Annotated in this window: 19 protein-coding genes; 15 read left to right on the forward strand and 4 right to left on the reverse strand. The window is 70.2% G+C overall.

Features of this window, described 5'->3' with window-relative positions; genetic code table 11:
• The first annotated feature begins 94 nt into the window (after positions 1–94).
• From IEY87_RS04570 to IEY87_RS04615, 10 genes are all read left to right on the forward strand, one after another.
• The gene (locus IEY87_RS04570; protein WP_189137164.1) at positions 95–1,267 is read left to right on the forward strand and encodes a nicotinate-nucleotide--dimethylbenzimidazole phosphoribosyltransferase; all 1,173 of its coding nucleotides are present in this window, start codon (positions 95–97) and stop codon (positions 1,265–1,267) included.
• 186 nt (positions 1,268–1,453) lie between these two features.
• Entirely contained in the window at positions 1,454–2,686 is a 1,233-nt protein-coding gene (gene cobA / locus IEY87_RS04575; protein WP_189137165.1) for a uroporphyrinogen-III C-methyltransferase, read from the forward strand.
• Between the two features lie 8 nt (positions 2,687–2,694).
• Positions 2,695–5,400, forward strand: a complete 2,706-nt coding sequence (locus IEY87_RS45475) for a dynamin family protein (RefSeq protein WP_225278033.1) — start codon at positions 2,695–2,697, stop codon at positions 5,398–5,400.
• Positions 5,397–7,019: a GTPase gene (locus tag IEY87_RS04585; RefSeq protein WP_189137166.1), complete on the forward strand. Its 1,623-nt coding sequence runs from the start codon at positions 5,397–5,399 to the stop codon at positions 7,017–7,019. The genes IEY87_RS45475 and IEY87_RS04585 overlap by 4 nt, the downstream gene beginning before the upstream one ends.
• Before the next feature lie 217 nt (positions 7,020–7,236).
• On the forward strand, positions 7,237–7,866 hold the full coding sequence (locus tag IEY87_RS04590; protein ID WP_189137167.1) for a single-stranded DNA-binding protein: 630 nt from the start codon (positions 7,237–7,239) through the stop codon (positions 7,864–7,866).
• A 625-nt stretch (positions 7,867–8,491) separates the two neighbouring features.
• Positions 8,492–8,647 (forward strand): hypothetical protein, encoded by a 156-nt coding sequence (locus IEY87_RS04595; protein ID WP_189137168.1) that lies wholly within the window; start codon positions 8,492–8,494, stop codon positions 8,645–8,647.
• A gap of 228 nt (positions 8,648–8,875) precedes the next feature.
• A complete protein-coding gene (locus tag IEY87_RS04600; RefSeq protein WP_189137169.1) occupies positions 8,876–10,168 on the forward strand; it encodes a GGDEF domain-containing protein in 1,293 nt (430 codons plus the stop codon).
• Between the two features lie 270 nt (positions 10,169–10,438).
• Positions 10,439–12,103, forward strand: a complete 1,665-nt coding sequence (gene ettA, locus IEY87_RS04605; RefSeq protein WP_189137170.1) for an energy-dependent translational throttle protein EttA — start codon at positions 10,439–10,441, stop codon at positions 12,101–12,103.
• 239 nt (positions 12,104–12,342) lie between these two features.
• A complete protein-coding gene (locus IEY87_RS04610) occupies positions 12,343–12,765 on the forward strand; it encodes an acyl-CoA thioesterase (protein WP_225278032.1) in 423 nt (140 codons plus the stop codon).
• Between the two features lie 37 nt (positions 12,766–12,802).
• Entirely contained in the window at positions 12,803–13,978 is a 1,176-nt protein-coding gene (locus IEY87_RS04615; protein ID WP_189137171.1) for an MFS transporter, read from the forward strand.
• A 106-nt stretch (positions 13,979–14,084) separates the two neighbouring features.
• Here the strand turns inward: IEY87_RS04615 and IEY87_RS04620 are convergent, their stop codons facing one another.
• The 4 genes from IEY87_RS04620 to IEY87_RS04635 all read right to left on the reverse strand — a co-directional run bounded on the left by IEY87_RS04620 (position 14,085) and on the right by IEY87_RS04635 (position 17,688).
• Entirely contained in the window at positions 14,085–15,596 is a 1,512-nt protein-coding gene (locus IEY87_RS04620; protein WP_189137172.1) for a glycoside hydrolase family 13 protein, read from the reverse strand.
• Positions 15,597–15,613: 17 nt separating this feature from the next.
• Complete coding sequence (locus IEY87_RS04625) at positions 15,614–15,994, reverse strand: globin (RefSeq protein WP_189137173.1); 381 nt, start codon at positions 15,992–15,994, stop codon at positions 15,614–15,616.
• A 9-nt stretch (positions 15,995–16,003) separates the two neighbouring features.
• Positions 16,004–16,999 carry a mechanosensitive ion channel family protein gene (locus IEY87_RS04630; protein ID WP_189137174.1) on the reverse strand — a complete coding sequence of 332 codons (996 nt, stop codon included), beginning with the start codon at positions 16,997–16,999 and terminating at the stop codon, positions 16,004–16,006.
• A gap of 404 nt (positions 17,000–17,403) precedes the next feature.
• Complete coding sequence (locus IEY87_RS04635) at positions 17,404–17,688, reverse strand: hypothetical protein (protein ID WP_189137175.1); 285 nt, start codon at positions 17,686–17,688, stop codon at positions 17,404–17,406.
• 311 nt (positions 17,689–17,999) lie between these two features.
• Between IEY87_RS04635 and IEY87_RS04640 the strand changes: the two genes are divergently transcribed.
• From IEY87_RS04640 to IEY87_RS04660, 5 genes are all read left to right on the forward strand, one after another.
• Entirely contained in the window at positions 18,000–19,538 is a 1,539-nt protein-coding gene (locus IEY87_RS04640; RefSeq protein ID WP_225278031.1) for an NsdA family TPR-like regulatory protein, read from the forward strand.
• Positions 19,535–20,014 carry a GNAT family N-acetyltransferase gene (locus IEY87_RS04645; RefSeq protein ID WP_189137177.1) on the forward strand — a complete coding sequence of 160 codons (480 nt, stop codon included), beginning with the start codon at positions 19,535–19,537 and terminating at the stop codon, positions 20,012–20,014. Before IEY87_RS04640 ends, IEY87_RS04645 begins: the two co-directional genes overlap by 4 nt.
• A gap of 184 nt (positions 20,015–20,198) precedes the next feature.
• A complete protein-coding gene (locus tag IEY87_RS04650) occupies positions 20,199–21,467 on the forward strand; it encodes a DMT family transporter (RefSeq protein WP_189137178.1) in 1,269 nt (422 codons plus the stop codon).
• A gap of 196 nt (positions 21,468–21,663) precedes the next feature.
• Positions 21,664–23,382, forward strand: coding sequence for a tetratricopeptide repeat protein (locus IEY87_RS04655; RefSeq protein ID WP_225278030.1), 1,719 nt, complete (start codon positions 21,664–21,666; stop codon positions 23,380–23,382).
• Positions 23,383–23,522: 140 nt separating this feature from the next.
• On the forward strand, positions 23,523–24,305 hold the full coding sequence (locus tag IEY87_RS04660; protein WP_189137179.1) for a hypothetical protein: 783 nt from the start codon (positions 23,523–23,525) through the stop codon (positions 24,303–24,305).
• Positions 24,306–24,389 lie beyond the last annotated feature (84 nt).

Raw genomic sequence — 24,389 nt, forward strand, 5'->3', positions numbered from 1 at the left:
GAGAAGGCGCTCCGCCACGGAGCTGCGAAGCTTCGACCAGAGCCCGTACGAGAAAGCGCTCCACCCCCGTCAACCCGTGACTCCGGAGGTTCCCGTGCTCGCAGAGACGCTCGCCGCGATCCGCTCCGCAGACCCGGTCGTCCTCGCCGACGCCCGCGCCCACCAGGACCGCCTCACCAAGCCGCGCGGCTCGCTCGGCGCGCTGGAAGAGGTCGCCGTACGCCTCGCGGGCGCCGCGGGCGTCAGCCCGCCGCCCATGCCCGTCCCCGCCGCCCTGGCCATCTTCGCCGCCGACCACGGCGTGCACGCCAGGGGTGTCAGCCCGTGGCCGCAGGAGGTGACGGTGCAGATGGTGGCGAACTTCCTGGCCGGCGGCGCGGTGGCCAACGCCTTCGCCGCCCAGATCGGCGCCTCGGTGACCGTGGTGGACGTCGGGGTCGCCGCCGACCTGCCCGACGACCCCCGGCTGGTCAAGCGGAAGATCGCGTACGGCACGGCGGACCTGTCCCAAGGGCCCGCGATGACCGTCGACCAGGCCGTACAGGCTCTCGAAGCGGGGATGACCGTCGCGCGCGACCTGGTCGCGGCGGGCGCCCGCTGTCTGATCACCGGGGACATGGGCATCGCCAACACCACCGCCTCCGCGGCGCTCATCTCGGCCTTCACCGGCAGGGACCCGGCCGAGGTGACCGGCCTGGGCACCGGCATCGACGAGGAGACCCACGCCCGCAAGATCGGCGTGGTCCGCGAGGCACTGCGCGCCAACCACCTGCTCACCGAAACGCCCCCGGCGGATTCCGGGAGGCTCTCGGCTCCGGCCGGCTCCGGAGGGCTCTCGGCCCCGGTGGGCTCGGGTTCGGTGGGTTCCGGGCAGGAGGGGGATGGGAGCCGGGCGACCGAGGCGTTGCGGGTCCTCGCGGCCGTGGGCGGGTTCGAGCACGCGGCGATCGCGGGCTTCATCCTGGGCGGGGCGGCGGCACGGGTGCCGGTGATCCTCGACGGCGTCATCGCGGGCGCCGCCGCGCTCGTCGCGGCCGCTCTCGACCCCGCCGCCATCGATCATTGCGTGGCCGGGCACCGGTCGGCCGAGCCCGGCCACTCCGCCGCACTCGGGCACCTCGGCCTGCCCCCTCTGGTGGACCTTGGCCTGCGGCTCGGCGAGGGCACCGGCGCCCTGCTCGCTCACCCCTTGGTCTGCGCGGCCGTGCGGGTCATGCACGAGGTGGCGACCTTCGACTCGGCGGGCGTGACGGAGAAGCCCGTATGACGACGGGGTCGCTGGCGAGCACTATCCTTGAGCCACTCTGGGCGACGGCCGGACGCCGCATGGAGGTCGGGGACGGGTCTCGTTTCGCTCGACGGTCGTTAACTCGTGCGAAGCAACTGACGCGGTGATAGCCGGTAGGTTTACCTCCTAGCACACAAAACTTCGCGAACGGGAGATTCCCCCACTATGGGTCCCTACCTCCTCGGCCTGCGGCTTCAGGGTCGCCGAGCCCTCGTCGTAGGTGGCGGGCGTGTCGCCCAGCGGCGGGTGCCCGCGCTGCTTGAGGCGGGGGCGGTGGTGACCGTGGTGTCGCCGGGCGTCACCCCCGCTCTCGACGACCTGATAGCCGCCGGCCGGATCACCTGGCAGGCCCGCCCCTACGAGGTGGGTGACTGCGACGGAGCCTGGCTCGTGCAGGCGTGCACCGACGACAGATCCGTCAACACCGCCGTCGCCGCCGAGGCCGAGGCGAAACGGATCTGGTGCGTGCGCGCCGACGACAAGGACGCCTCCGCCGCCTGGACCCCCGCCTCCGGACGGGTCGACGAGATCAGCGTGGCCGTCACCGCGGGCGGCGATCCGCGCAGGGCCGCCGGCATCCGCGACGCCGTGGTCGGCGCGCTGCGTGACGGCACCGTCGACGCGCGGCGCAATCGCACCAAACCCGTCGGCGTCGCTCTGGTCGGCGGCGGGCCCGGCGATCCCGGGCTGATCACCGTACGCGGCCGGCAGCTTCTCGCGCAGGCCGATGTGGTGGTGGCCGACCGGCTCGCCCCACGGGCGCTGCTCGACGAGCTGGCGCCCGACGTCGAGCTGATCGACGCGGCCAAGGTTCCCTACGGCAGGTCGCTCTCCCAGGAGGCGATCAACGAGGTGCTCGTCGATCGCGCCAGGCAGGGCAAGTTCGTCGTACGGCTCAAGGGAGGCGACCCGTTCGTCTTCGGCCGCGGCGGCGAAGAGATGATCGCCTGTGCTCAGGCCGGCATTCCCGTGCTGGTGGTGCCGGGGATCACCAGCGCGGTCGCGGTGCCCGCCTCGGCCGGTGTGCCGGTGACCCATCGAGGGGTGAGCCAGGAATTCCACGTTATATCCGTGCATGTAGCACCAGATGATCCCAAATCCACCGTTGACTGGCCTGGGCTGGCTCGTTCCCATGGCACCCTGGTGCTCATGATGGCCGTCGAACGGCTGGGGAAGGTCGCCGAAGCCCTCGTTCGAGACGGACGCTCCCCAGAGACTCCCGTAATGGTGGTGCAGGACGGTACCCTTCCGACCCAGCGGGCGGTCATCGCCTCGCTTGCCACCGTGGCCGACCGCGTCTCCGCGGCTGGGATACGGCCACCGGCGATCATCGTCGTCGGCGACGTCGTAAGGGTCGGCCAGGAGGTCCAGATGGTTCGAGCGGAGCGCTTGCCGTGAACACGGCCATGGATGACGAACACGATGAGGCGCCGGGGGAGCAGACCCTGCAGTTCCGCGCCCTGATCGACCTGCCGGCGGACCACGACGCCGCCCCGCCCTCCACCGAGGCGACGACCGAGGTGGACGCGGAAGCGGACGAGACCCCCAAGGACGATCCCCCCGAAACCCCCGAGCCCCCGGCCCTCACCCCGGACGAGCCCGAGGCCTCCGCGCTGGACGAGCCCGAGGCCTCCGCGCTGGACGAGCCCGAGGACTCCGTGCCGGACGAGGTTGAGGCCTCCGCGCTGGATGAGCCCGAGGCCTCCGCGCTGGATGAGCCCGAGGCTTCTGCGCTGGATGAGCCCGAGGCTTCTGCGCTGGATGAGCCCGAGGCTTCTGCGCCGGATGAGCCTGAGGGCTCCGTGCTGGACGGGCCCGACGGATTCGCGCCGGACGAGTCCGAGAACTCTGTGCTGGACGAGGTCGAGGGCTCTGCGCTGGACGGGCCTGAGGACTTCGCGCCGGATGAGCCTGGGGACTCCGTGCCTGAAGAGTCTGAGGGCGTGGTGGCGTACTTCGAGGCTCAGGACGTGTCCCAGGAGTCCGCGCCTGTGGCGGAGGCCACGCCGTGGACGTTCGCCGCGAAGGATGCGGAGCCCGAGGCGGACGAATCCGCTTCTGCGGCCGAGGGCGTGGTGGCGTACTTCGAGGCTCAGGACGTCTCCAAGGAGTCCGCGCCCGTGGCGGAGGCCACGCCGTGGGCGTTCGCCGCGAAGAAGGCCGCGAAGCCCGAGGCGGTCGATCCCTCGTCTCGGCGGCCTCAGGACCCCGCGCCCGCCGCGGCAGCCGTCCCCGCGCCTGCGGCGGAGGCCAAGCCGTGGGCCTTCACCACCGATGCCGATGCCGCCCCGTCCGGAGACTTCGAGGCGGCGCAGGCTCCGGCAGCCGAGCGGGAAGTCCCGGTTGAGGACGCCGAGCGGGAAGTCACGGCTGAGAAGGCCGCGGCGGACTCCGTACCCCATGAGGGTGGAGCCGAGGGGACGTCCGGCGGGACCGAGGACGGTGGGCCCGCTGCCGAGAAGGAAGAGGAGCTGCCGGCGGAAGCCGCGCAGGCGTTGATGGCGGCCATCGGCGCGCTGCGGGAGAGTGTCGCGGGGCTGCGGTTCGGGCTGGACCTGCCGGGGGCCGACGAGGCCAAGCAGGAGCGCGCGGACCTGGTGGCCCAGCTTGAGGACTACGTGCTGCCGAGAGTGCGGATGAGGACCGCGCCGGCGCTCATCGTGATCGCCGGTTCGACCGGCGCGGGCAAGTCCACGCTGGTCAACTCGCTCGCCGAGCGCAACGTCTCCCGTACCGGCGTGCGGCGGCCGACCACCGGCGTGCCCGTTCTCGTCTGTCACCCCGACGACCAGAAGTGGTTCGCCGAGGGAGAACTGCTCGGCCGACTGCGCCGGATCGACAAGCAGACCTCCGACACCGACATGCGCAGCCTCATGGTGGTCGCCACAGAGAAGCTCCCGCAGGGCGTCGCGCTGCTCGACACGCCCGACATCGACTCGGTGGTCGAGGAGCACCACGAGATCGCGCACCGCATGCTCGACGCGGCCGACCTGTGGATCTTCGTCACCACCGCCGCCCGCTACGCCGACGCCCCCGCCTGGAACCTGCTGCGGTTGGCCAAGGAGCGCGGCGCCAGGCTCGCCATCGTGCTGTCGCGGGTGCAGCCCAAGGCGCGGGACGTGGTGGTGAAGCACTTCGTCCGGATGCTCACCGAATACGGCATGGGCGAGATCGACCGGTTCGTCATCAGCGAGTCGAAGGTCGCCGACGGCAAGCTGCCCGACAGCGAGGTCACCGACCTCCGGCTCTGGCTCGCCGAGCTCTCCGTCGACGAGGCGCGTCGCGCCCTGGCGGTCAAGGAGACGCTCAACGGCGTGCTCGACAGCTTCCGCACCCGCGTTCCGGCGCTCGCCCGGCACCTGGAGAAGCAGGTCGCCGTCAGGACAGAGCTGCGCGGCGACGTCGACCGGGCCTTCATGGGGGCGCTGACCGAGATCGACAAGGCGTTCGGGGGCGGGGCGCTGATCCACGGCGAGGTGCTGGCCCGCTGGCAGGACTTCTCCGGCTCCGGCGATCTGATGCGCTCCCTGCAGATCCGTAAGAACGGCAGGGTGAGCAAGCAGGCTTCCGAGCGGATCATCGCGTTCCGTGCGGCACTGCGCGCGGGCCTGGAGTCGGTGATCATCGCGGCCGCGAACAGGGCCTGCGAGGAGGTCATCGGCCGCTGGCGGCACCGCGCCGAAGTGGGCGCCACCCTCGGCGAGGGGCTGGACCAGCCCTCCGACGAGCTGCTGCGGCACGCCGGCCGGGCCGTCTCCGCCTGGCAGGAACACATCACCGAGCTGGTACGCACCGAAGGCGTGGCCAAGCGGTCGGTGTCCAAACTGGTGTCGTTCGACCCGGACTCACTGTCGTTGATCTTCATGGTGGCGATGTTCAGCGGAGGCAGGACCGAAGGAGTGCCGCACCGGCTCGTCAAGGCGCTGCTCGGCGCCGAGTCACTGCGGGGGATCGGGGCCAAGGCGCTCAGCGATCTGAGGGCGAGGATCGGGATGCTGTTCGACGAGGAATCCATGCGTTACGTGCAAGCGCTCGACTCCGCCGGGGTTCCCGACGAGTCCGCCGCGACCCGCCTCTACCAGGCGACGTACAACCTCGAGGTCGCACGATGACCGTAGCCACCTCCAAGCCGAGGCTCGCTCCCCGGCTGTCCGCGCTCACCAAGATCGTCGAGCTCGGCCCCGGCCGGCTGGACCAGAAGCTGCTGTCGGAGGCCGAAGCGCTGCTGCTGCTGGCCGGCGACCGGCTCAAGCTGTCGTCGGAGCACACCGTGGTCGCGCTCGCGGGCGGCACCGGCAGCGGCAAGTCGTCGCTCTTCAACGCCATGTCCGGGCTGGAGCTGTCGCCTACGGGCGTGCGCCGGCCCACCACGGCGCGCACGCACGCCTGCGTCTGGGGCCTCGAAGGCGCGGCGCCGCTGCTCGACTGGCTGCAGATCCAGTGGCGTCACCGCTTCGCCAGGGCCAGCGCGCTCGACAAGGGCGAGAGCCAGCTGCACGGGCTGATCCTGCTCGACCTGCCCGACCACGACTCCATCAGGGCGCTCACCGACACCGAAGCCGACCGGCTCATCGGCTTGGCCGACCTGGTGGTGTGGGTGCTCGACCCGCAGAAGTACGCCGACGCCTCCACCCACCGCCGCTACGTCACGGAGCTGGCCGGGCATGAGGCGGTCACCGTGTTCGCGCTGAACCAGGCCGACCGGCTCGCTCCCGAGGAGCTCGCCGAGCTGGTCATCGACCTCAACGACCTGCTCCGCCGCGAAGGCGTCGAGCACCCCAGCGTGGTGCCCACCTCGGCCGTCACCGGGCGGGGTGTGGAGAGCCTCAAGAGCGTCGTCGCGGGCGCCGTCTCGCGCCGCCGCGCCGCCATCCACAAGCTCGAGGCCGACCTGCACCGGCTGATGCAGCGACTGACGAAGTCGATGCCGGTCGGCGAGGCGCTGGCCGCGCCCGCCTCCGTCGACGAGGCCCGCAGAATGGGGCTCACCGACGCGCTCTGCGACGCCGTCGGCGTCCCCGCCGTCGGCGAGGCCATGGAGAACGTGTACGCCGAGCGCTCCAGCCAGTGGGTCGGCTGGCCGTACCCGCGCTGGGTGGACAAGCTTCGGCCGGACCCGATCAAAAGCCTGCGTCTCGAGGACATCGGGGACGAGATCCGCGGCATCACCACCGGCTCGGTCAGCGCGCAGTCGGCCGAGGTCACCAACGCGGTCCAAGCGCTCGCCGACGGGCTGACGGTCGGGATGCACCCCGTCTGGAACACCGCGGTGCACCGGGCGGCACGTTCCCAGCTGGCACAACTGCCGCAGGCGCTCACCACGAGCCTCACCGAGGTGGCTCCGCAGCTCGACCGGGTGCCCGGCTGGTGGCGGGCGCTCAAGGTGTGGCAGTACGTCCTCGTCGCGGGCTTCGGCCTAGGGGTGGCCTGGCTGCTGGCCGGTCTGCTGCTGCCCGGCGGTCTTCCCTCGTCGCTGCAACTGGTGGGCGACACCGAGGCGCTGCCCTGGGTGGGGCTGATGACGCTTTCCGTGCTGGGGCTCGGCGCTCTGTCGGGCATCGCGTCCCGTAACTTCGTGGAGCTCGGGGCGTCCAAGGAGCGCGAGCGGCTGGAGCGGGAGATGCGGCGGCGGGTCGCCGGGATCGCCGAGAAGATGGTGGTGGAGCCGGTGGAGACGGAGCTCGCGCGTCACCACGCGTTCTACTCGGCCATGCGAGGCTTGTCGGGCTGAGCCCTTCGTCCTCAGGAGTCTGCGCCGGTTGAGAGCTTGTCGGGTCGGGCCTGTTGTCCGCCGGTCGGAGCTGTCGGGCTGAGGGCGTTGTCCACAGGGTTTCCGCCGGTCGCGGGGCTGTCCACAGAACGTCGTTCGGGTGCCCGGGAGGACGGGCGGGTGGGGCACCGTGGGCCCAGGTCGCGGGCGCTCGGCCCGCCGCATGGGAGGCAACGGGATGAACGACATCTACATCACGCTCACCGGCAATGTCGCAGCAGAGCCACGGCAATACACCTTCGACGACGGCGTCAAGGTGACCTCGCTCCGAGTGCTCACCTCGCACCGCTACTTCGACAAGAAGCTGGGCCAGTGGGTCGACGGGGAGAAGGTCTGCTTCGCGGTGCGCTGCTGGCGCGCCCTGGCCGACAATGTCGCGCATTCGGTCCGGGTCGGGCAGCCCGTCGTGGTCTCCGGCAAGCTCCGCATCCGTGAGTTCGAGCAGGAGGGTGAGCGCCGGTTCATGCCGGAGGTGGAGGCGAGCTCGGTGGGCCACGACCTGCGCTGGGGCACCGGCACCTTCGCCAAGCCGGAGCGGGGCGGCGCCGCTGCCGCGGTGAGCAGGGAGATGCGTGAGCGCCTGGACGAGGAGACCCGGGACTGGGCCTTGGGCGCGGCCCACCCCGGCGGCCGCGCGGGCGCTCTCCAGTCGGTGCCGGATCCCCTGTCCGCCGCCCCGGCGCCCACAGAGCGATCCGCGACCGACGGACCGGCGCCCGAGAACGCGACGATCCGCATCCTTGGCGCGGCCGACGACAAGGACGGCGAAGAGGCCGAATGGCCCACGGAAGAGCGCGCGGCGGCATAGTCACCGGAGAGAAGGCGGCGGCATAGTCACCGGAGAGAAGGACGCCGACGGTGCGCATCGCGGTTGGGCGGGGGCGCCGTCGGAGAAGAAGGGCGGGTCGGAGAAGAAGGGCGGAGAGGGCACCGGCCGGAGAAGTGGCGGCTGAAGCGTCCGGAGAAGCGGCCGATGGCATTGCCCGTGAAGACGGTCAGGGCAGCTGTCAGGTCCAGGTAACGCCCCGCACCATGTGTGCTCCTTTCCGAACGGCTCCGCTCGCGGAGTGAGCGGTGTCCTATTACCGACCCCATGACACATGTGGTCGCTCCGCCCAACGTATCGGTTCCCATCGCACATCGCACACTCCGCAACTATTGTGTTACCGAGGGTTCGCACAAGGCTCCAGCCTCGGACCGGGGCCGAGTGTGACTTCCGTCGGAGGACGGCTCGCCGGTAGGTGGACCGCCCAGCAGTGCGTGGGGGTGGATCACGGACAGTGGCGTGGGGGGTCGGCGCTGGTGGTCGATGTATGCCGCTTGGGTGTTCACCTGGTGTGACCACGGAGGAGGCGTTACTATGTTCGAGCTCACTCAAAGTATGCGAAGCATTGCACAATGTAGGCTATGCGTCGTGTAGGAGGTGGTGTGCGGTGGGGCTGCCGTTCCGCGCGTGGGACTGCCCTTCCTGCGGTGAGCACCACGCCCCGGGCGTCGACGTCGCCCCGGACGTCGACGTCGCGCTCAACATCCTGGCCGAAGGCATCCACCTGAAGACCCTGCACGCCCTGGACGATTTAGCGGCCTGAACGGCATGGGGCCGTGCATGACGTGGCCGCCGGGACGGCGGACACCCGAAACGACTGTGCAGGGCAGATCAGACCAGGACGGCAATCCCGACGACCCTGGCGCCGCCCCGACATCTCCCCCGCGAGAGCGGCGCAGAAGCAGCAGTGAACACCCCGCCGTGAGGCGGGAGGATCCCCGTCTTTCATGGCGGGGAGAAGTCGAACATCGTTAGTCAGGAGGGACGCGGGATGGTGACAGCCGGTCACGCCTCGACAAAACCTCGCGACGGTGTGTCATCGCTGGCCGGTCGCTGGCCATTCCTCGCCCAGCGCCGGTTGCTCGTGGCCTACATCAGCGTCATCGTCCTGCTCGACCTCGCGGCGATCCTGCTGTTCGGGGCCGCCACCGAGGTCCGGTTGCCGGACGTGCTGACCTTCGTCGCCCTGATGAGCTGTGGCGCGGTCTGCATCGAGGCCACCAGACGGCTCGGCATGCCCGCCGGCGTCTCACGCGACCTGCTGTCGGCTTGGTGGCTGCCGGTCGCGCTGCTGCTGCCGCCGGTCTACGCCCTCTTCGCGCCGATCGTGCTGCAGGTGCTGCTGCAGGTGCGGGTCCGTGCGACGGTCCTGCACCGCCGGGTGCTGAGCGCGGCCGCCATCGGCCTGGCCGGCTGCGTCGCCTCGGTGGTCTTCCACCGGCTGGTGCCCGACCCGAGGGTGCTGTCCCACGGCAGTGCCGTCCCGATCATGTACGCGGTCGCCGCCGCCCTGCTCTTCGCCCTCATCAACACCGCGCTCGTCGCCGTCGCCGCGCACACCGCGGATCCCGACTCCCGCTGGCGCGAGGTTCTGTGGAACCGCGAGAGCATCCTGCTGGACGTGGTGGAGCTGTGCCTCGGCATCACGGTGGCGATCGGGAGCCACCTCAACCTCATGCTGCTCGTCTTCGCGCTCCCGCCGGTCGTCCTGCTCCAGCGCAGCCTGCTGCACGCCCAACTTCAGGCGGCGGCCCGCACCGACGCCAAAACCGGCCTGCTCAACGCCGCCGCCTGGCAGCGGGAGGCCGACACCGAGATCGTCCGGGCCCGGCGCACCGGCCAGACCCTCGCCCTTCTGATCATCGACATCGACCATTTCAAGCGGGTCAACGACGTTCACGGCCACCTCGCCGGGGACCAGGTTCTCGTCGGCGTGGCCGGGATGCTCCGCAGCCAGGTGCGCGAATACGACGTGGTGGGCCGCTTCGGCGGCGAGGAGTTCGTCGTCCTGCTGCCCGGGGCGGACCTCCCTGAAGCCCGGCGCGTGGCTGAGCGCCTGCGCACCCGCATCGGCCGCATGGCCGTTCCCGCCGACGAGGCGATGATCACGGTGACGGTCTCGGCGGGCGTCGCCCTGATGAGCGTCCACGGCGACGACCTGATCGAGCTCCTGGCGGCGGCCGACCTGGCCCTCTACCGGGCGAAGGAACTGGGGCGAAACCGCATCTGCATCCCAGCCGTCCCCTCACCACCACCCCGTCTGCCAGGAGAGGCCCCCGCCTGAGCCTTCGGCCGATCACCGCCGGCCGTTCGGGTTGGAGTGCGGGGGGAGGGGTTGTCAGGAGAGGCCCCGCCTGAGCTTTCGGCCGATCACCGGCGGCCGTTCGGGTTGGAGTGCGGGGGGAGGGGTTGTCAGGAGAGGCCCCGCCTGAGTCTTCGGCCGATCACCGGCGGCCGTTGGGGTGGAGTGCGGGGGAGGGCGTTGTGAGGCGGCTTGGTGGGTGGGGGAGTGGGGCGGCGGAAGCCCGGGTCGAGTGCCCCTAAGCTAGATACCATGCCGGAGTACATCTACACGCTGCAGCGCGTCCGCAAGGCTCATGGTGACAAGGTCGTTCTTGACAACGTCACGCTGTCGTTCCTGCCAGGCGCCAAGATCGGCGTTCTCGGGCCGAACGGCACCGGAAAGTCGACGCTGCTCCGGATGATGGCCGGCCTGGAGCACCCGTCCAACGGCGACGCCAAACTGATGCCGGGCTTCACCGTGGGCATGCTCCAGCAGGAGCCCCCGCTCAACGAGGAGAAGGACGTCCTCGGCAACGTGCAGGAAGGCGTCGCCGAGACGATGGCGATGCTCCAGCGCTACAACGACATCGCCGAGCAGATGGCCACCGACTACAGCGACGCGTTGCTGGAGGAGATGGGCAAGCTGCAGGACCAGCTTGAGCACCGCAACGCGTGGGACCTCGACAGCCAGCTCGAGCAGGCGATGGACGCACTGCGTTGCCCGCCGCCCGACGCCGACGTGACCATGCTGTCCGGTGGTGAGCGCCGTCGCGTCGCCCTGTGCAAGCTGCTGCTGGAGGCCCCCGACCTGCTGCTGCTGGACGAGCCCACCAACCACCTCGACGCCGAGAGCGTCCAGTGGCTGGAGCAGCACCTGGAGAAATACGCCGGCACCGTCCTGGCCGTGACCCACGACCGCTACTTCCTCGACAACGTCGCGACCTGGATCCTGGAGCTCGACCGGGGACGCGCCTACGCCTACGAGGGCAACTACTCCACCTACCTGGAGGCCAAGGCCGCACGGCTCAAGGTCGAAGGGCAGAAGGACATCAAGCGCAAGAAGCGCTTGGAGGACGAGCTGGAGTGGGTGCGGTCCAACCCGAAGGCCCGCCAGACGAAGAGCAAGGCCCGCCTCGAGCGCTACGAGGAGATGGCGGCCGAAGCCGACAAGCACCGCAAGCTGGACTTCGAAGAGATCCAGATCCCGCCGGGCCCGCGCCTGGGCACCACGGTGATCACCTCCGAGAACCTCACCAAGGGCTTCGGCGACCGGCTGCTCATGGAGGGGCTCACGTTCGACCTGCCGCGTAACGGCATCGTCGGCATCATCGGCCCCAACGGCGTCGGCAAGACCACGCTGTTCCGCATGATCATGGCCAATGAGACGCCCGACAGCGGATCGATCACCGTGGGCGACACGGTCAAGATCTCCTACGCCGACCAGAGCCGGGGCGGCATCGACCCGGGCAAGAACGTGTGGGAGGTGATCTCCGACGGCCTCGACTACATCAAGGTCGGCCACGTCGAGATGCCGTCCCGCGCCTACATCGCCGCGTTCGGCTTCAAGGGGCCCGACCAGCAGAAGAAGGCCGGGGTCCTGTCGGGCGGCGAGCGCAACCGGCTCAACCTGGCGCTCACCCTCAAGCAGGGCGGCAACGTGCTGCTGCTGGACGAGCCGACCAACGACCTCGACACCGAGACCCTGTCGTCCCTCGAGAACGCCCTGCTCGAATTCCCGGGCTGCGCCGTCATCACCTCCCACGACCGCTGGTTCCTCGACCGCATCGCCACGCACATCCTGGCGTGGGAAGAGGGCTCCAACTGGTTCTGGTTCGAGGGCAACTTCGCCGACTACGAGAAGAACAAGATCGAGCGCCTGGGCGCCGACGCCGCCCGCCCGCACCGCGTGACGTACCGGAAGCTGCACCGCGACTGATCCAGCCTGATCTCGCAGCCCGAATCCCGCACGGAGCTCTCCGCGCGGGATTCGGCGTGTAAGCGGCGCGGGCCGAGCAGCCAGAGGCATGGGATCCGGTCGATGGGGGATTGAGAGCTCGGTCTTGTGCTCCGGCGATTTGGGGATGTCCCTGATCTGGCGTCTCGGCCGCTTGTCGTACGGGGTGATGTGACAGGGCCGGAGCTGGGGCATGTGCGATGAACCGGTAGCGTTGCCCCGTGGTTCAACACTCCCTCGCACAGCGGCACGTCTTTCCCCGCATGGTGAGATTCGCGGACATCGACTCACAGGGCCATGTGAACAACGTCCGCTTCCTCGACTACCTCGAAGACGCCCGCCTGGGCATGCTGTACGTCGATCGCCAGCGGGCCGGAGAGACGCCGTTCAAGGGCCTGGTGGTGTCCCGGCACGAGATCGACTACAAGCGGCCGCTCGGGTTCCGCGCCGAGCCGGTCAGGGTGGAGACCTGGGTGACGGACCTCGGGGCGGTGCGGTTCACGCTGCGGTACGAGATCCGCGACGACGAGGAGCTGTACGTGACCGCCCGGTCGGTGCTCGTGGCCTACGACGTGGAGCGCGAGGCTCCGCGCAGGCTCACGGCCGACGAGAGGTCGTACCTTCAGTGTTTCACCAGCGACTGACCCCCACATCTCCGCCTCGATCATGAAAAATCGTGGCATGAGGCGTTGGGTGATGCTGGGACTCGGCGTCAACGCGCACGCCGGCGTCACCCTCGGGCTGTCCGGCCTGCCCCTCGTCATCCCCGACCTGCAACGGCACTTCGGGGTGTCCCTTCCGGTGGCCGGGATCATCGGCAACGCCCCCGGCATCGGCATCCTGTTCGCGCTCGTGGCTTGGGGCGCGCTGGCCGACAGGTGCGGCGAGCGCCTTGTCCTGGGCCTCGGCGTGGGGACGGCCGCCGTGCTGTTCGCCGCGGTGGCCTTCGTCGACCAGATCTGGGCGGTGATCGCGTTACTCGCCCTGGCCGGCGCCGCGGGCTGCGCCGCGCTGGTGGGCGGCGGCCGGATCGTGCTGCGCTGGTTCCTGCCGCCGGAACGCGGGGTCGCCATGGGGGTGCGCCAGGTCTCCTACACGCTCGGCATGGCCGCGGCCGCCTTCATCCTGCCACCGGTCGCACGCGCCCACGGCATCTCCGGCGTGCTGATCGTCTGCGCGGGCACGTGCCTGCTCGCGGCGGTGCTGGCCGCCGTCTTCCTGGCCGACCCGCCGCACACCCCCGGCCGGGCCGGCGCGGCTCCGGCCGTCTCGCCCTACCGGCAGCCGGCGCTGTGGCGGGTGCACGCCACCAGCGCCCTGCAGGTGGTGCCGCAGGTGGTGGTCGGTACGTACGGGGTGGCCTGTCTGGTCGGCGTCTACGGCTGGGACGGGGTCGAGGCCGGGCAGCTCTTCGGCTTCGCGGCCATCGGCGGGGCGGCCATCCGGGTCGCGGTGGGCCGCTGGTCCGACGTGACGGGCTTGCGGATGGCTCCCCTGCGGCTGCTCACCCTGGTCGCGCTCGGCGTGCTGGCCCTGCTGGTGCTGGGCACCTTCACCCGCTCCTGGCCCGGCGTCGCCATGCTGGCGCTGGCCTCGCTGATCACTGTGGCGGGCAACGGCCTGGCCTACCTCGCGGCAGGCGAGCTCGCCGGTCCGGCCGCGGCGGGGCGGGTGCTCGGCACCCACAACACCGTCCAGAACATCGTGGTCCTGGCCGTGACACCGGTGGCCGGGCTGCTGATCACCGGTGCGGGCTACTGGGCGGCGTTCGTGGCAGGGCTGGTGTGCCTGCTGATCTCGGTGCCCGTCATCCCCGTCCGCGACGAGCGCGACGGTACGAGCGCCGCCCCTGCGTGACACCAGGATTCGAGCGCCGCCCGTACGTGGCGGGGTGACAGCGCCGCCCTTACGTGGCGGGGTGACAGCGCCGCCCGTACGTGGCGTTGCGGGGGGCAGCGTCGTCCTACGTGGCGTCGCGGTGCAGCCAGACGGCCTGGTCGGGGGGTAGGGTCCGGCCGTCGAGCCGGCCGCTGGACAGCAGGACGCGTTCGTGCGGCGGAAGTCGTACGGGATCGGTGCCGCAGTTGAGTGCGCAGACCAGTGAGCCGCGTGCGAAGACCAGCGTGTCCTCGGGCGAGTCCAGCCACCGCAGTTCGTACGGGACGGTCCGCACCAGCGTGTCGCGGCAGGCCAGGGCGCGCCGGTAGAACTCCAGCGTCGAGTCCGGGTCACCGGCCTGCCGGTCCGCGCTGAGCGCAGCGAAGGAGTCCGGCTGTGGCAGCCAGGGCGTCACCCCCTGGGGGGAGAACCCGTGGGAGGCGCCACGGGGCGACCACGGCATCGGCACCCGGCAGCCGTCGCGGCCGGGCAGTTCGCCCTTTGATTGGATGAAAACGGGGTCCTGGCGCGCTTCCGGTGGAAAATCCTCTACCTGAGGGAGGCCTAGTTCCTCCCCCTGGTAGAGATATGCCGACCCGGGCAGCGCAAGCATTGTGAGCAATGCGGCTTTTGCCCGTGAAAGTCCGGTGCCGGGATCGGCGGTGTCGTAGCGCGTGCGGTGCCGTACGACATCGTGGTTGGACAGCACCCAGGTGGCGAACGGGACGGTCGCCAGCGTGTCGTCGATGACCTTTCTGAACGCGGTCGCCGACCAGGGCGCCTGCAGCCAGGCGAAGTTGAAGCTCTGGTGCAACTCGTCCGGGCGTACGTAGCGGGCCAGGTCCTCCGGGCTGTCGGTCCACACCTCGCCGACGGCCATCCGCTCACCCGGATAGCCGTCCAGCAGCCTGCGCCAGTCGCGGTAGACCTCGTGCACCTCCGGCCGGCCCCACACGGGCGAGGCGGTCTTGAAGGACTGGTCCTCGACGTCCGGCAGTCCTTCCGCCTTGAACAGCCCCATCGCCACGTCGATGCGGAACCCGTCGACCCCCCTGTCCAGCCAGAACCGCAGGATGTCCAGGAACTCCGCGTGCACCTCGGGATTGCGCCAGTTGAAGTCCGGCTGACTGGGGGCGAACAGGTGCAGATACCACGAGCCGTCCGGCAGCTTCGTCCACGCCGGGCCGCTGAAGGTGGACTGCCAGTTGTTCGGCCGGTCGCGGAACAGGTAACGATCGCGGCCCTCGCCCCGCAGCGCGGCCTGGAACCATGGATGCGCACTGGAGCTGTGGTTGGGCACGATGTCCACGAGCACCTTCAGGCCGAGCGCGTGCGCGTCGGCGACCAGCGCGTCGAAGTCCGCCAGCGTCCCGAACAGCGGATCGACGTCGCGGTAGTCCGCCACGTCGTAACCGCCGTCGGCCATCGGAGAGGTGTAGAAGGGGGTCAGCCAGACGGCGTCGACACCCAGCCGCTTGAGGTACGGCAGGCGCTCACGGGCCCCGGCCAGGTCGCCGACGCCGTCTCCGGAGGCGTCGGCGAAGCTGCGTACGTAGATCTCATAGACGACGGCATCACGCCACCAGGGGATATCCATGTGGCGTGTCCTGCCCGCTATGTCGGCGAGTTCACCAGGCTCTGCGCGGCGTAGACGAGATAGTCCCAGAGCCGCTTGTCCTGCTCCTCGGACAGCTCCAGCACGTCGACGGCGTCGCGCATGTGCTTCAGCCAGGCCTCACGCTCGGCCTCGCCGATCACGAACGGCACGTGCCGCATCCGCAGTCTGGGGTGCCCGCGCTGCTGGCTGTAGGTGTTGGGGCCACCCCAGTATTGGATCAGGAACCCGCGGAGCCGTTCCTCGGCGCCTGTCAGATCCTCTTCGGGGTAGAGAGGACGGAGCAGCGGGTCGTCGGCCACCCCTTCGTAGAAACGGTGCACGAGACGGCGGAACGTCTCCTCGCCCCCGACGGCGTCGTAGAAGGAGATCTCAGTCACGGCCCCAGCCTATGCGGTGGGCACCATGGCGATGTCCGCGGCGTCCAGCGCCGACTTCACCCGCAGCCGGAGCTCCCGGGCGACCTGCGCCTGCTGGGCGGGCAGCGTCTTGGCCGACAGGCGGAAGACCAGCGTGCTGTCCGACAACTGCTCCACTCCGTACACCTTCGGCTGCTCCACGAGCATCGTCTCGCGGAACTCGACGTCGGCCCAGATCTCCTCGGCCACGTGCTCCAGCAGCACGCGCACGGTGGTGATGTCGCTGGTGTAGGAGACCGGGACGTCCATGTAGGCGCGCGACCAGCCCTGCGACTCGTTGCCGACGCGGGTGATGGTCCCGTTGCGGATGTACCAGACGCGGCCGTCGGAGTCGCGCAGCCGGGTGACGCGCAGGGTGACCGCCTCGACGGTGCCGATCGCGGCGCCCGTGTCGATCACGTCACCCACGCCGTACTGGTCTTCGAGCAGCATGAACATGCCCGCGATGAAGTCCTTGACCAGCTCCTGCGCGCCGAAGCCGATGGCGACGCCGAGGATGCCGACGCTGGTGAGCAGGGGCGCGATGGGGATCGTCAGGCGGTCCAGCACGGTCAGCAGGGTCGTGCCGATGATGACGATGGTGGCGATGTGCTTGAGCACCGACCCCATGGTCTCGGCCCGCTGCCTGCGGCGCTCACGCAGCAGTGTGTCGATGCCCTCGGCCTGCGAGCCCTTGCGCCAGCGGCCGGAGAGCGGCCCGCTGACGGCGGTGCGGGCGACGACCCTGGTGATCAGCCGGAGCACGATGTTGCGGATCACGATGCCGAACACCAGGATCAGCAGAACGGTGATCAGGCTGGCCACGAGCGGAGCCCAGGCGGCGTTGTCGAACCATCCGGCCAGGGTCGCGCAGAGCACTGTGTCGTTCGAGCAGACGCTCGCTATCTGGGTGCTGACCTCGCCCAAGCTGGGGAGCTCGGACAGTGATGGGGTCGGCGACGGTGCCGGTGAAGCCAGCAGGGACACGGGACGGGTCCTCCTCGAAAGCGGTTCGGTCGGCGGTATGGGGCCAAACTCCCCAAAGATACCGCCGACCGAACCGGCCGCCGTCACATCACGCCGGGGAAGACGGGGGCGTCAGGCTCCTGGGCCGCGAAGGGAGGAGCCTGACGCTCCGATGACGGACGGCTTGGCCGGGACACACACCCGGAAGCGTGTCCCATGCCGTTTCCGGGAGGGGGCCCCGAAGCGCTCCACGGGCGAACCCGCGAAGCGAGCCTGTCACTCTGAGTGACGAAATCGGAGGCGGCGGGATGGCCAGGGCCCCCTGCGAGAGGGAACCCTCCGCACCGGCCACCCCGCCGACCTCGTGGAGCCGCGGTGGCTGCGGTGAGCCGTGGTGGCTGCGCTCCACCCGGATCACCGCGTCGTCACTCTCCCACCGCGGCGAGCACGCGAGCGACCTTGGTCGCCGCACCAGCCGGGTCGTCGACCGTGTGCATCCGCTCACCCCAGGACCAGCAGTACCACCAGTCCGGGAGTTCGGCGACCTTGGTCGGCCGACAGGTGACGTTCTCGGACAGGCTGGTCGCCTTCGGATTGATCACCCGGACGAACACCCGGCCACTCTGGGTCCGGACCACTCGTGCGAGAAACCCACGGGCGTCGAGCTCCAACACCAGGCGCTCCAGATGTCCGAAGTTGTCGTCCCCCACCTTTCGTCCCCTCCTCAGGAATCGTTGCTGGTGGGCCAAACATGACTCATGTCAACGGCGCGCGCAATGAGCCCCCTGGGCCGGCGGGGAGTCGCATTCTCACTCGTAGGTTGTAAGAAACAGTCCGCCGGAGGACGATCCTTATCCGTAATCTTCACAGGGACGTTTTCAAGCAGCCATGAATGGTCCATAGTCATGGCAAGGCGGACTGCAACGTAGGCGCTACGCAGGGTGACTAGAGTGACAAGCCGGTCAGGATAAAGGTTGTGAGAGGGGCCGGAATGTCCGGCAGACAGCACAGGGAAACGGAGATGGCCCGGCGGATCAGAGCCAAAGGGCTCGCCACCGGCCGCTCCGCTGCTCAGATCGCCGAAGAGATCCACGAAGTGTGTGGACCTCAGTTCGGCACCACCAAGATCAAAGGGCACCGCCTCTCCTACGGGATCGCGCTCGCCGACGTCATCGAACAGGTCAGAGCCCTGTTCGATCGGGACGAGAAGCCACCTCCCGGCATCGGCGAGACGCTGCTGTCCGCCTATGAGAGCGGGCTCAAGCGGCCCGGCCCCGAATACCTGCACTACCTGTGCACCGTCTACCGCGTGGAGCCAGCCTCGCTGGGCTATGACGGGCCGTGCATCTGCGGGCACGGCCACCGGATGCCGGGCGTGGTCGGCGGCAACGATCTGCAGGGCCGGCATGGCGCGGCGCTGGCGGAGCCGCCCGACATCGGGACGCCGCCGCCTCCCGCGGACCAGAGCTTCGAGGGCGAGGAGGATGAGAACATCCTCCGCCGCACCCTGTTACAGCTTCTGTCCAGCAATCCGGGCGTGGCCAAGCTCGACGGCCCGGTGCTCGGCGCTTGCGAGGGCATCAGGCGGCGGATGGATCGCACCCTGGTGTCCGCCACGGTCTCTCCCGCCATGCTCGACCAGTGGGAGGAGGCGACGCTCAGCTTCGGTCGGCAGTACACCACGACGGCGCCGCTCCGGCTGCTGTGCGACGTGCTGCTGGAGTTGAGCACCGTACGCACCGCCATGTGCCGGCGTCAGCCGATCGACCTGCAGGAACGCCTGTGCAGGATGGCCGCCCAGCTGTCCGGGCTCAGTGGCATGATCATGATCAACCTGGGTGACCACCGGCTCGCCCGCTCCTTCTTCCGCACCGGGCGCACCGCCGCCGACGAGACCGGTGACCGTGCCCTGCGCGCCTGGGTGACGGCCCGCGAGGCGCTCGTTCCCCTCTATTACGGTGACGCTCGCGAGGCGCTCAACCTGGCGAAGAAGAGCCGGGACCTGGCCGGTCAGACGCCGTGCGCGGCGCAAGCCATGGCGCCGGTCGTCGAGGCCCGAGCCCTGGCCATGCTGTCCGGCATCGACAGCAAGAAGGAGGTCGTCGACCAGGCCAAGCGGGCGCTGGCCCGGGCCCGTAACGCCTTCTCGCACATGAAGGCCGGGGACCAGGAGGACGCGGCGTTCGGCTACACCGAGAAGCAGCTCTACTTCTACCAGGGTGACGTGCTCACCAAGCTCGGCCAGACCCTGGAGGCAGAGGTCGTGCTCGACCAGGCCCTGGACAAGTATCAGGACCACATCCTCGACCAGACGCTGATCAGGCTCGACCGCGCCCAGTGCCGCCTGATCGAGGGCGATCTCGCCGACGCGCTCGACACCGCCACCGAGGCGCTGCGTCTGCTCGGCCCGGAATACCGTACGGACTTCATCATGCGTCCGGCGCTGGCGCTCGAGCAGGCGGTGATGGCGCGGGACGCCAACCATCCGAAGCTGACCACCTACCGGGAGCAGTTGCGGCCGCCGCAGCCGCTCCTGGGCGAAGGGATCGGCGGTGCATGAAGCTGAGGATTCGCCGTTATCGCTGGTCTGACCTCGACACCATTCTCGCCCTGCACCAGATCTGCCTCGCGGAGGTGGGTCTGGTGCCGGGCGACGGCGTCTACTACGACGACGACTTCCCGCGCATCCAGGAGCTCTACCTCGCCTGTGGCGGGGACTTCCTGGTCGGTGAGGTGGACTCGCGGGTGGTGTCGATGGGCGGGCTGAAACCCGTCGACACGCGTACGGCCGAGGTGTGCCGGTTGCGCGTGCACCCGCACTACCAGCGGCGCGGCTTCGGCGCCGCCATGCTGTCGGCGCTGGAGTGCCGGGCGGTGGAGCTGGGCTTCCACAACCTGTGCGGCGACACCACTCTCAACCAGGGCGCGGCCCTGGCGCTGTACCAGCGCCAGGGGTGGCGGGAGACCTCGCGCCGCGAGGTGGGCGGTCTCACGGTCATCTACGGCGAGAAGCGCCTGGTGTCCGCGACCATCTGAAAGTCCGCATATGAGCCCTGTTACGCCTGATGGCGTGAGTGGTGGGATATGGCCGGTTCGGCGAGTGGTGCGGATAAGGATGTCAGGGTCTACGAGTGAGGCTCTTCACTCCAGGTGGTAGAGGAACCTCACCACCGCTTCACTAGGCCGTGGCGACTGCGAACGGTAATGAGATGCTTCCGGTATGGCAGTCGTGCCCGCTCCCCGGCCCCTGACGGGAGTCGTGCTCCTGTTGTTCGTCAGCGCCGCCTGGGGGTCGGCCTTTCCGCTGATGAAGGATCTCATTCTCCGGTTACCTGTGGACGATCTCCTCGCCGAGCGTTACACGATCGCGGCCCTGACGCTGCTCCTCATCCGGCCCGGCTGCCTGCGGGGGCTGTCACCGACGGTGTGGATCAACGGGATCATCCTGGGGGTCATGTTCGGGGTCGGGCAGGGCGGGCAGGCCGTCGCGCTGCACGGCCTGCCCGCCGCGGTCTCCGGGTTCGCGGTCGGGACCAGCGTGGTGATGACGCCCATCATGGCGCTGGTCCTGTTCAGGGTGCGGATGCCCGGACGGGTCTGGGTCGGGGTGCTGCTGGCGCTGGCCGGCATGACCGTGTTCACGTTGCTGCGCGGGGTGGGCGACGACGCCTTCTCGCTGCCGGCGCTCTGGGTGACGCTCACCGCGGCCGCCCTCTACTCGGGGCACACGCTGCTGCTCGCCCGGATGTCGAGGAACGGCGAGACGTTCAACGCCTACGCGCTGACCGTCGTCCAACTCGGCACCATCGGCCTGCTCACCGGCGCGCTGGCCGTGCGGGACGGCATCACTCTGCCGACCGGCGTGATGGACTGGGCGGGGCTCGCGCATCTCTCCGTCGTCTCGTGCGCGCTGGGGTTCCTGGCTCGCTCGTACGGCCAGACGCACGTGCCGGCCGTCCCCGCGGCGGTGCTGATGTCCTCGCAGCCCTTCTGGGTGGCCGCCATCGCGGTGATCGGGTTCGGCGAGGAGATCGGCTGGAGCATGCTGATCGGCGGGGGGCTGATGGCGGCGGCGATGCTGCTCGCGGTGCCGTCCAGGACGCAGGTGGACGCGCCGGATCCGGTGCGCCGGCAGCTGCTGATCGTGACGCGCCGCGCCTCCTACGTGCTCGGCGAGCTGAAGGTCAAGCGCGACGATCCGCTGAAGCCGGAGGGCGTGGACCCGCCGGTGGACCCGCCCGTGGACGCGAAGACCTCCTGCGCGCACACCAAGGACTGCCCCTGGAGGGCGCACGCGGTCAAGGGCTCCGGGGAACCGAGCCTTGAGCGGCTGATGAAGCGCGCGACCGACATCGTGCGGTCCCAGCATCAGTCGCCGCCCGGCTGCTGCCAGTCGATGACGGTGCTCGGCCGTTGTCTGTGCGATCTTATGGGGCGGTCCGACACAGCAAGATCGGGGGCGAGTTCCTGCTGGTTTCGGTCCCAATAGGGCACATATCATCATGAATTACCAGGCGCTTCTTATCCATTAGACTCTTCTTATTCGGACATTAATCTTGATAATTCCCGAGGCGTCCGAATAATAGATAAATAACCCCGATGAAGAGGTGCATCATGAAGCGCATCGCTGTCCGCAAGCCTGGAACCGCGAGGCTGGGCGGGACCTCCGGCGTCATTCACAAGGGGTGACCGAGCGAAGGTCCCACCTCAGGGCGCAGGGCGCTCCGCCCGCCCGCCCCGAGGGCGAGCGGCCGCTGATGCCCATGATCGACGGTCATCGGCGGCCGCGCGGTCCCTACACGGTCGGGGCCGCCCTGCTGGGGCGGTTGGTCCCGGCCGCCTTGGAACGGTCCGGAAACCTGGTGGCGGCCCACGACATCGAGATCCGGGCCGTCGCACCCGAGCTGCGTGACCTCGTACCGGCCAGGCGGGGGACGCTCGACGCGGACCTCACCGACGACGAGCGCATCCTGGTCCCCGCACCCCGCCGCACGCTCAGGCTGGCCAACGGGATCGCGGAGTTCGTCCGCGACGCGGTCCCGCCGGGCCGCACCCTCGTCGTCTGCAACGGAGCGCAGGCCGATCCCACGGACGCCGAGCTGCTCGACGTGCTGATGCGCAGGATTCCGCCGGCCGTGCTGGCCATCACCGTCTACCTGGGCGGACCGGAGCCGCCGCCCGACTTCCGCGACGCCGCCGAGCTCTGGGCGATCGTGGACCGCGGCGTACGCGAGGGGTTCCTGCACGCGGTGGCCGAGCTCGGCGCGCGCGGGCTGGCGCTGAGCGAGCCGGGCGGCGAGGCGTGGTGGCGCTTCGCCCAGCGCACCGCGACGGCGCTCGGCGGCCTGGGTCGCCGGGAGGAGGCCCGCGCCCTGTGGGAGGAGGTGCGCAGGACCAGCCAGGACCCGGCCGTGCATGCCGCGAGCGCCTACGGCCTGGCCATGCTCGACGCCCGCCACCCCGAACCGGCGCGGCGCGATCTCGGGCGGGCCAGGGGCTGGATGAACGAGGCCATCGCCATCTCCACGCTGCTGCCCGACCCCGTGCGGCGAGCGTTCAAGCTGGGCTTCGACCGCAACGGGCTGGCGCTGATCGAGCTGCGGCAGGGCCGCCTCCGCCAGGCGCTGGCGCTCGTGGAGTCGGCCGTCGAGCTCGCCCGCGAGCTCGGGGACCGGCATCCGCTGCACCGCATGGTGCTGCTGGCCAACCGGGCGCAACTGCTGGCCGTGCTGGGGCGGGCCAAGGAGTCCCTGGAGGACTGGGGGGCGGCGATCGCGATCGATCCCCTCTTCCCCGACTCCTACGTGGACCGCGGGAACCTGCTGTTCGAGCTGGGACGGCACCGTGAGGCGCTGGCCGACTACGAGTCCGCGCTGCGGGCCGGGCCGCCACTGCCGGAGGCCCACTACAACCGGGCCGAGCTGCGGATCGTCCAGGGTGACGTGGCGGGCGCGCTGACCGACCTGGACCGGGTGATCGACCTGGACCCCGACTACGTGGACGCCTACGTCAACAGGGCCGGCCTGCTCGCCTGCCTCGAACGCGACGAGGAGGCCAGGGCCGACACCACGGCGGGGCTCGCGCTCAGCCCCGGCAACCCCTACCTGCTGACGGTCCTCGGCCAGCTCGAAACCGGCGCGGGCCGGCTGCCCGAGGCCAGGCGAGCGCTGGATTCGGCCATCGAGCTGGCTCCCGGGCTGGCCGCCGCCTGGGGCAACCGCGGGGTGCTCCGCTACGAGGCGGGCGATCCGGAGGGCGCGGTCGCCGACCTCACCCGGGCGATCGCCCTGGCCCCCCAGCCCGACCTGTACGTCAACCGCGCCGTGGCCCTGCGCGCCCTCGGGCGTACGGCAGAGGCGGCGGCCGACGACGCCCGCGCCGCCCCGCAGCCCGAGGTCCCCTGACCGCCGGCCTTACGGCGCCGAGCCCGGCGGCCCTACGGCGAGCACGGCGGACCTACGGCGCCGAGCCCGTCGGACATCAGAGCGTCGACTGACGCCCGGCGGTCGCTGGAAACGCACCGCGCAGAGGCTACGGTTGAGCCGTGGGGTACAACGAGTTGCTACGTGATCTCCAGCGGGGGGCGAGCGCCCAGGCCGCGGGCATCAGCCGTGGCCATGGCGGGCCGCCGCCGCGCACGGTCAGCGCCCGCTCCGGCCTGCACCGGATGCGCTGCGCCTCACTGCTCAAACCGCTGTACGCGTGGGTGACGGCCGCGCGCATCCCCGACACCGAGCGCTGGCGTCGCCACGCGGAGCCCGCGGTGGTCATCTCGTCCAACTCCGACACCCGCAGCCTCTGGCTGGCCGTCGGCCCGCTCGTCATCCTTGACGACATCTACCAGCGCACCGGCGTCTCCTGGCCGATGCACAACGCCGACCCCTCACGGTTCGGCTCGATCGAGGTGGCGGCCGACGAGGTCGCCACCGCCTACGCGGCGCTCGCCCAGGCCGCGTTCGCCGGCGATCCGGTGGCGGGCAGCGTCCTGGACTGGATGCGCCGGGTCGAGGGCGAGCAGACCTACGGCACGCGCCAGGCGCTCGGCGCGCCCGAGGCGGGGATCAAGTGCGGCTGGTTCGGCGAACCGGACGAGACCTGCCTGCGCACTCACGCGGTGGCCGTGCTGCCGGACGCCGGCACCCGGGCCACGGTGGTGGTGGCGCTGACTGCCCAGCCCTACACCGACGCCCGCGAGCGGGAGGTCTACCACACCAGGGTGGCGCGGGGGGATTCGGTCGAGGGCGAGCACGAGAAGGCGTCGGGGCCGCTGCTGCGCGAGCTGTTGGCGACGACCCTCGCCGAGCTCGGCCACAGCGACCCCCGATGACCTCAGGTCCGTTGGCCACGGCGACACCCGTTGGCCTTCTGACCGTTGGCCACGGCGACACCCGTTGGCCTTCTGACCGTTGGC

This window comes from Nonomuraea glycinis (assembly GCF_014646515.1).
Lineage (GTDB): Bacteria > Actinomycetota > Actinomycetes > Streptosporangiales > Streptosporangiaceae > Nonomuraea > Nonomuraea glycinis.

Bases quoted from the DNA above. Each gene is read 5' to 3' on its own strand.
- cobA (WP_189137165.1), top strand. From the start codon at position 1,454: ATGGGTCCCTACCTCCTCGGCCTGCGGCTTCAGGGTCGCCGAGCCCTC.
- IEY87_RS45475 (WP_225278033.1), top strand. From the start codon at position 2,695: ATGGATGACGAACACGATGAGGCGCCGGGGGAGCAGACCCTGCAGTTC.
- IEY87_RS04585 (WP_189137166.1), top strand. From the start codon at position 5,397: ATGACCGTAGCCACCTCCAAGCCGAGGCTCGCTCCCCGGCTGTCCGCG.
- IEY87_RS04590 (WP_189137167.1), top strand. From the start codon at position 7,237: ATGAACGACATCTACATCACGCTCACCGGCAATGTCGCAGCAGAGCCA.
- IEY87_RS04600 (WP_189137169.1), top strand. From the start codon at position 8,876: ATGGTGACAGCCGGTCACGCCTCGACAAAACCTCGCGACGGTGTGTCA.
- ettA (WP_189137170.1), top strand. From the start codon at position 10,439: ATGCCGGAGTACATCTACACGCTGCAGCGCGTCCGCAAGGCTCATGGT.
- IEY87_RS04615 (WP_189137171.1), top strand. From the start codon at position 12,803: ATGAGGCGTTGGGTGATGCTGGGACTCGGCGTCAACGCGCACGCCGGC.
- IEY87_RS04620 (WP_189137172.1), bottom strand. From the start codon at position 15,596: ATGGATATCCCCTGGTGGCGTGATGCCGTCGTCTATGAGATCTACGTA.
- IEY87_RS04640 (WP_225278031.1), top strand. From the start codon at position 18,000: ATGGCCCGGCGGATCAGAGCCAAAGGGCTCGCCACCGGCCGCTCCGCT.
- IEY87_RS04645 (WP_189137177.1), top strand. From the start codon at position 19,535: ATGAAGCTGAGGATTCGCCGTTATCGCTGGTCTGACCTCGACACCATT.
- IEY87_RS04650 (WP_189137178.1), top strand. From the start codon at position 20,199: ATGGCAGTCGTGCCCGCTCCCCGGCCCCTGACGGGAGTCGTGCTCCTG.